Consider the following 6,229-nt stretch of genomic DNA (forward strand, 5'->3'; position numbering starts at 1 on the left):
CCCAAGAAATCCTTCATGGGGCTAATCAATATATAACTTTTTCAACAGCCTGACAATACACCTTTTAAATGTACTGTCCTTTTGTTTTTATTTCTATAATGTCCATCTATGAAATACATTCAAAGATTTTAACTCATATAAGTTAATCAATAAAAGAAAAATAGAAAATACAATGCTACCAAATATTCCATACTCGCCACCGCCTATTATATCAAAGCTGCCATACATTAAATTTACAACTGAATATATATCTAAACTTTCTGGTTCTAAACTTAAGGAAAAAATATAGTTGGATATATAAAACCATATAAAAGTAAAGGATAGTGTATATATTAAGTTTTTATATTTGTAATATATAATATTTAAAAACAGGGCAAACAAAAATGTATTTATTATAAATACAAAATTAAATCCTCTACTTAAGGCATTAAAGGTTGTATAGATTAGTGCAATCAAAACTATATTTATTTCTTCTTTTAAAGGTATCATATTAAATAGATATCCTCTTAAAATTACTTCTTCAATTATTGAATATGATAGTGATATAATAAATCCTGTAAAAATCACACCTAATATATCCTCTATATAAAGCTTATCCCATATAAAATTATATACTGTGTACTTGCGAAGAAATATCAATATAAGTGTAACAATGATATTAAGGCACGATGCTAATAATACTAAATATGCTACTCTTTTAAAATCTATATTTTTAAAATATAATTTAAGAAAGTTTAATGTATCTTTTCTTATAAACAGCTTAGTATTTAAAATTAAAACTAATATAGTTCCTAATGAATAAATAATATTAAAAATATATGCATTATTAAAATAAACTGAAAAAAAGTTCAATGTCATTTCTAATATATACAAACCTAATGCATTTAAAATTAGAAAACCTAATATTTTAAAAACCAAAACTAATTTTTTCAAAATATCATCCCTTTCTGGAGGTTGTTATGCTCAATAAAGATTTTTATAAAAAGGACACTCTAAATGTTGCTAAAGAACTTCTTGGCAAAAACATTGTAAGAAATATTAATGGACATAAGCTTGTTGGTAGAATTGTTGAAACAGAAGCATATATAGGTCCCTTTGATAAAGCTGCACATTCATATAATAACAGAAAAACTCAAAGAAATGAAGTAATGTTTAAGGATGCTGGTCACGCCTATATATACTTTATCTATGGTATGTACTACTGTTTTAATATTGTTACTGAAGATGAAGGCAAACCCTGTGCTGTATTGATACGTGCTATTGAACCTATAGAGGGAATTGATTATATGTGCAAATTAAGATACAAAAAGGAGCTTAAAGAAATAAGCAAAAGCCAATTCAAAAACTTAACAAACGGTCCATCTAAACTTTGTATTGCACTAAATCTTGATAAATCTTTAAACGGAATAAATCTGTTTTCTGATACTCTATATGTTGAAGATGCAGGATATAATGATTTTGATATAGTTGAAACTACAAGAATAAACATTGACTATGCTGAAGAGGCAAGATTTTATCCCTGGAGATTTTATATAAAGGACAATCCCTGGGTTTCACAAAAATAGTGGCTAAAATAGCCACTATTTTTTAAATAAAGACTTTATTACCTGTTTACCACTTTCTAATCCAAGACTTAAAAAACCACCGTTTTTCTCGAATATATCCTCTAATGCAAATAATACTTTGTCTATCTCATCATATTCTACTATTAGAGGTGGTTCAAGTCTTATAACATTAGGATTGTTTAGGGTGTAAGCAGTTATAATACCATATTCATTCATAAGTTTTCCAGCTACTAAAGATGCAAAATATTCCTTTGACAATTCTGATAGTTTTCCTGCTGTAATTTTGTTTAATATTCCCTTTGGTTCCTCAAACTCGAGTCCAATCATAAGTCCACGACCTCTTACATCCTTTATTACTGGATATTTTGCCTTAAGTTCTAAAAGTTTCTTTATAAAATAGTCTCCCTTCTCCTTTGCCTGTCTATCAAGATTATTTTCAACTAAATACTCAATAGTTGCAATTCCTGCAGCACAGGCTAACGTATTTCCTCCAAAGGTTGACGTATGTAAAAATGCCTTATCAACAGAACCATAGGCCTTCTTCCATATTTCATCCTTTGCAATGTATCCTCCGATTGGTACTATTCCTCCACCTATTGATTTTGCAAAACACATTATATCAGGAACTATTTCCTCTGCTTGATATGCAAACATATATCCTGTTCTTCCAAATCCTGTTTGTATTTCATCTATAATTAGGTACACCCCATACTTATCACATATTTCCCTTGCTCTTCTTAAGTAACCTGAAGGTGGAACATTTATTCCTCCTTCTCCTTGTATTGGTTCTACAATAAATGCTGCAAAACCTCCCATCTTAAGCAAGTCCTCAAGGGCCTTATCATCTCCATAAGGAACAGGATAGCAATCTGGAACTAAAGGTTTAAATGGATTTTGATATTTTTCTCTTCCTGTTACAGAAAGTGCCCCCATTGATTTACCGTGGAAGGAGTTTTGGCAGTATGCTATTTTACTTTTTCCACTTGCAATCTTTGCTATTTTAAGTGCACCTTCAACTGCTTCAGCCCCACTATTTGCAAAGAAGGTTCTCTTTAACTGTCCTCCAGTTAAAAGTGAAAGGTTTTTGGCAAGTACACCCGCAAAGTTGTATATGGATGCCTGTAATATATTAGGTAGACCTACAGCCTTTTTAATTCCCTCTAAAACATATTCATTATTATGTCCTACATTTAAGGCACCATATCCACCTAAAAAGTCTATATACTCTTTTCCATCTTCATCATATACCTTTGTTCCTTTTGCCTTTACAAAATGTTTATCAAAGTCTAAAAGTCCTAAAAGTTGTACTGCAGCAGAATTAACATATTCTTTATAATTTTCCCTTACTTCATTTCTTTTTAAATTTAATGCCTCATCAACAGTTATAAAGTCCCTATAATAGTCTTTTACCTTCATATTATCCCCCCTAATCTTTTTGGTAACTAACAACATAGGTTAATTCACTTAAGTTATAAATTCCATCGTGGGACGTGCCATTCTTATGAAGCGACATTTCCCCCAACTTTGTAACAATGCTAACACCACACAAAGTAACTTGTTCAATAAATTCTAAATCATCACCACAGTATCCCATTGTTTGAAGATACCCCTTAAGATAAGTGTTAATATAGTTTATAACTTCTTCTTTATTTTTATATGGGCAAACATATATGAATCTGCCAAAACACATATCGACCTCGTTGTTCTTTGGGAAATCCTCAGAATAAACTATAGTATAATCTGAATTTTTGCTGCAGAACATATTAAATTTAGGATTATCTATGTTCTTTAAAAACAAACTTTGTCTATCCTGCAATATTTTTATAGAAGAAAAATAATCGTAGTAACCCTTAGGTAGTACCTCATTTATTTCCTCTAAACAGGACTTAAATTGCTCAAGAAATTGCTCTTTATCTATTGCTGTATTTAAAAATACAATCCTTGGTGATAAACAAGCCTTTTGTTCCCACAGCGACATATCAATAGCTATACCTCTTATTTCTTCAATACTTGGCTGTTTATCTATAACTTCAAAACTTATTTTTGGTCCGTGTTCTATAAAGTGAACAGAATGTTTTGCACATAAATTAGCCATATAGTCCCTTGAAGTTTTTCCTCCCCAATGTACAACACAATCAGAATTTGACACTATATATTCATAAATGTCACTTGAGGAACTATCAAAGTATACAATAGATAATCTTTCCTTAATAGACTCATCTATCTCCATTAGACTTTTATAAAATACATTAGCAAAATATGGTTCATCCTTTGATACCTTAACTATATTAACATTCTTTGATATTAGTCCCATAGCAATACTAATTGGTACTACTATAAAGGCATTACCTGATACGTTGTGGAATACTAATCCACGTGGTTGTCTATGAACCAAACCATAATGGGTTGAAACCCAATTATCTAAAATATCCTCTCTCCTTAGTTCTTCCTCTATTAATTTTTTTGTATTTTCCTTTAAAAGGCCCTGCATTGTGTGTTGAAGTTCAAATAATACCATTTCTTCACTTTGATTTGTTATCCTTGCCAATTGCTCAATGTGTTTTTTCGAATAATCTCTATCCAGCCACTTCTTAGCACACAAATCAAGAATATTTAGTGTTTCTTCTGTTTTTATATTGTGTGCCTTATTTTTATTCTCCTTAAGCCTTAAAACCTCCGACTTTATATCAGAAATATCATAAACTGCAACATCTACAACACAGCCATTATAATCCCTTTTAATTATTTCCAACCCCATCACCTCCTAAGGTAGCACCGCAACCCTTTGCCTCTGTCCCCTTTACTCTACCTAAAAGTTTAATAACCATTCCCTTATAGCCACATTCAGGACAATGAGTATAGGAAACTACCTCTCCTATATCATCAACAAGGATACTTGCACCTGCAAAGGCTGAAGTTCCATAGGCATTTAATACCTGAATAAAGCCTCTTTCACCTTCCTTAACAGGTTTTAGTGTCTTTATATCTCTTACTATGACTCTTGCAAACTCTGGAACGTGGAATAAATAATCCCTATGCTCTCTACTATAATGCCCTGTCATCGTAAAGCTATTTTCAGTAAAGGAGTATGTATCTGTAAAGTTTTCCTGTGGTATACCCAAAAAATTAGATACCTCCTCTACAAACCTCCACCTTTCAATTAGTGCACCTATGTTTATATTTCCCTTTCTTCCGTCCCATCCACCGCCACCTGTATGAAGTATAGCTCTGTCTCCAAGTTCAACAGGCTTCATCTTTTCCTTTAGATTTAATACTGTTTTGAAAATCAAAGGCGTAGAACCACCTAATGCTGCACGATGATTTTTACCATTATGCTCCTTAATATATTGTATAAAGGGTTCAATATCGAGCACCATCTTTCCATCCTGCAGTTTAAGTAGAAATATTGTCTGCTCTAAATAAGTATATATATCCACAATATTTCCCAAGTAGGACTCACATACCTTATTTAAAAACAAACCCCTATTAAACGCCTTCATTTCTTCTGCTCTTGGGAAAAAAGTACACTCATAATCTCTTTCTGCTCTATGTCTTATTTCATCTTCCAAAACAAATTTTCTTAAGTTTTCAATATCCTCTTTACTTCTTCCAACTATACTTGGATCTCCACTTGTACTACTCGATACAGTCCATTTATATACCCTATCAACTCCAACCCTTAAAAGTTTGGTAAATGAACCATAAGACCTCTTGAAGGATGTTGTCATAATAAAAGGAACAAATTGTAAATCTTCTTCTGTTTTTAAGTCGTTAAAAGGATTAAACCCTTCTCTTTTGCATAGCTCTCTATATGCAGTACATTCTTCATATTGGCCTTCGAGGTTTTTCTTAAAATCATTAAAAAAATTCATTAAATCCCCCCCAAGGAAAATTGTGCACATTTTGTGCATATTCTTATTATAACAATATAATCAAAATATTTCAATTATGTATAAAATATTCCAAAATATTTTTTAACATATATTAACATATTGAATAAAATTGATATCATCATCAATAATACAATTACCATTAATCTTACAAACACAAAAACAGGTATTTTAAATAAATACCTCAGGCTGTTGAAAAAGATATATTTTGATTAGCCCTATGAAGGATTTCTTGGGCATTCATTCATTTCGCTGATCAATTCTAAGCTTTTCTTTGTTTGAAAAGTCCTAACCTCGCGATGCCATCGTCCTGATGGCCGCTCGGCTCGGCACGTCCTGTGCCGAATTACGGACTTTTTCAAAGTCGAAAAGCTAAGAATTGCTAAAGCTCACGAAAGAGCCTATTGAAATCCATTCATAGGGCTTTTTCATAATTTATCTAATAAGTAGGTTTGTCAACAATCTCAGGTATTTTAAATAAATACCTGAGATTGTATTAAGGTTCTATAATAAATGTTGGGGCGTAGCCCCAGCATATTTTTTTACAAAAAAAATATGCACCTGTTTTAGATGCCTGGTAAAATTAAATTAACTACAAAAATATTACCTGAAAGGAGGCATCCTACAAGTGCACACTAATAATTGTATCAAAAATTTACTTGGTTTTAAAGATGTTATTATAACAAAAGTACTTGATAATGTTTGCTATGAAATTTATTTAGAAATGAAAAAGAAGCCTCATACTTGTCCTCGTTGTAATTCTGAAACTCGTAG

At 31.4% G+C, this 6,229-nt stretch carries 5 protein-coding genes; 1 reads left to right on the forward strand and 4 read right to left on the reverse strand.

The genetic code is table 11. The features are described 5' to 3' along the window. Nucleotides 1-93: 93 nt before the first annotated feature. Nucleotides 94-933, reverse strand: coding sequence for a type II CAAX prenyl endopeptidase Rce1 family protein (locus tag A3M9_RS0108525; RefSeq protein ID WP_027308857.1), 840 nt, complete (start codon nt 931-933; stop codon nt 94-96). A 26-nt stretch (nt 934-959) separates the two neighbouring features. Here A3M9_RS0108525 and A3M9_RS0108530 point away from each other — a divergent pair, with 26 nt between their 5' ends. Beyond that, a complete protein-coding gene (locus A3M9_RS0108530) occupies nt 960-1,565 on the forward strand; it encodes a DNA-3-methyladenine glycosylase (protein ID WP_035166220.1) in 606 nt (201 codons plus the stop codon). Between the two features lie 15 nt (nt 1,566-1,580). Here A3M9_RS0108530 and A3M9_RS0108535 read toward each other — a convergent pair whose 3' ends face one another. The 3 genes from A3M9_RS0108535 to A3M9_RS0108545 are packed head-to-tail and all read right to left on the reverse strand — an operon-like array spanning nt 1,581 to nt 5,437. Continuing rightward, nucleotides 1,581-2,981, reverse strand: a complete 1,401-nt coding sequence (locus A3M9_RS0108535) for an aspartate aminotransferase family protein (protein WP_143290245.1) — start codon at nt 2,979-2,981, stop codon at nt 1,581-1,583. A 10-nt stretch (nt 2,982-2,991) separates the two neighbouring features. After that, complete coding sequence (locus A3M9_RS0108540; protein ID WP_027308860.1) at nt 2,992-4,323, reverse strand: acyl-CoA reductase; 1,332 nt, start codon at nt 4,321-4,323, stop codon at nt 2,992-2,994. Continuing rightward, nucleotides 4,304-5,437, reverse strand: a complete 1,134-nt coding sequence (locus A3M9_RS0108545) for an acyl-protein synthetase (protein WP_027308861.1) — start codon at nt 5,435-5,437, stop codon at nt 4,304-4,306. Before A3M9_RS0108545 ends, A3M9_RS0108540 begins: the two co-directional genes overlap by 20 nt. Nucleotides 5,438-6,229: the final 792 nt, after the last annotated feature.

It is taken from the genome of Caloramator sp. ALD01 (assembly GCF_000472625.1).
In the GTDB taxonomy this organism is placed as follows: domain Bacteria; phylum Bacillota; class Clostridia; order Clostridiales; family Caloramatoraceae; genus Thermobrachium; species Thermobrachium proteoclasticum.

Coding starts and splice junctions, on each gene's coding strand:
- A3M9_RS0108545 (WP_027308861.1), bottom strand. CDS start 5,437: ATGAATTTTTTTAATGATTTTAAGAAAAACCTCGAAGGCCAATATGAA.
- A3M9_RS0108530 (WP_035166220.1), top strand. CDS start 960: ATGCTCAATAAAGATTTTTATAAAAAGGACACTCTAAATGTTGCTAAA.
- A3M9_RS0108540 (WP_027308860.1), bottom strand. CDS start 4,323: ATGGGGTTGGAAATAATTAAAAGGGATTATAATGGCTGTGTTGTAGAT.
- A3M9_RS0108535 (WP_143290245.1), bottom strand. CDS start 2,981: ATGAAGGTAAAAGACTATTATAGGGACTTTATAACTGTTGATGAGGCA.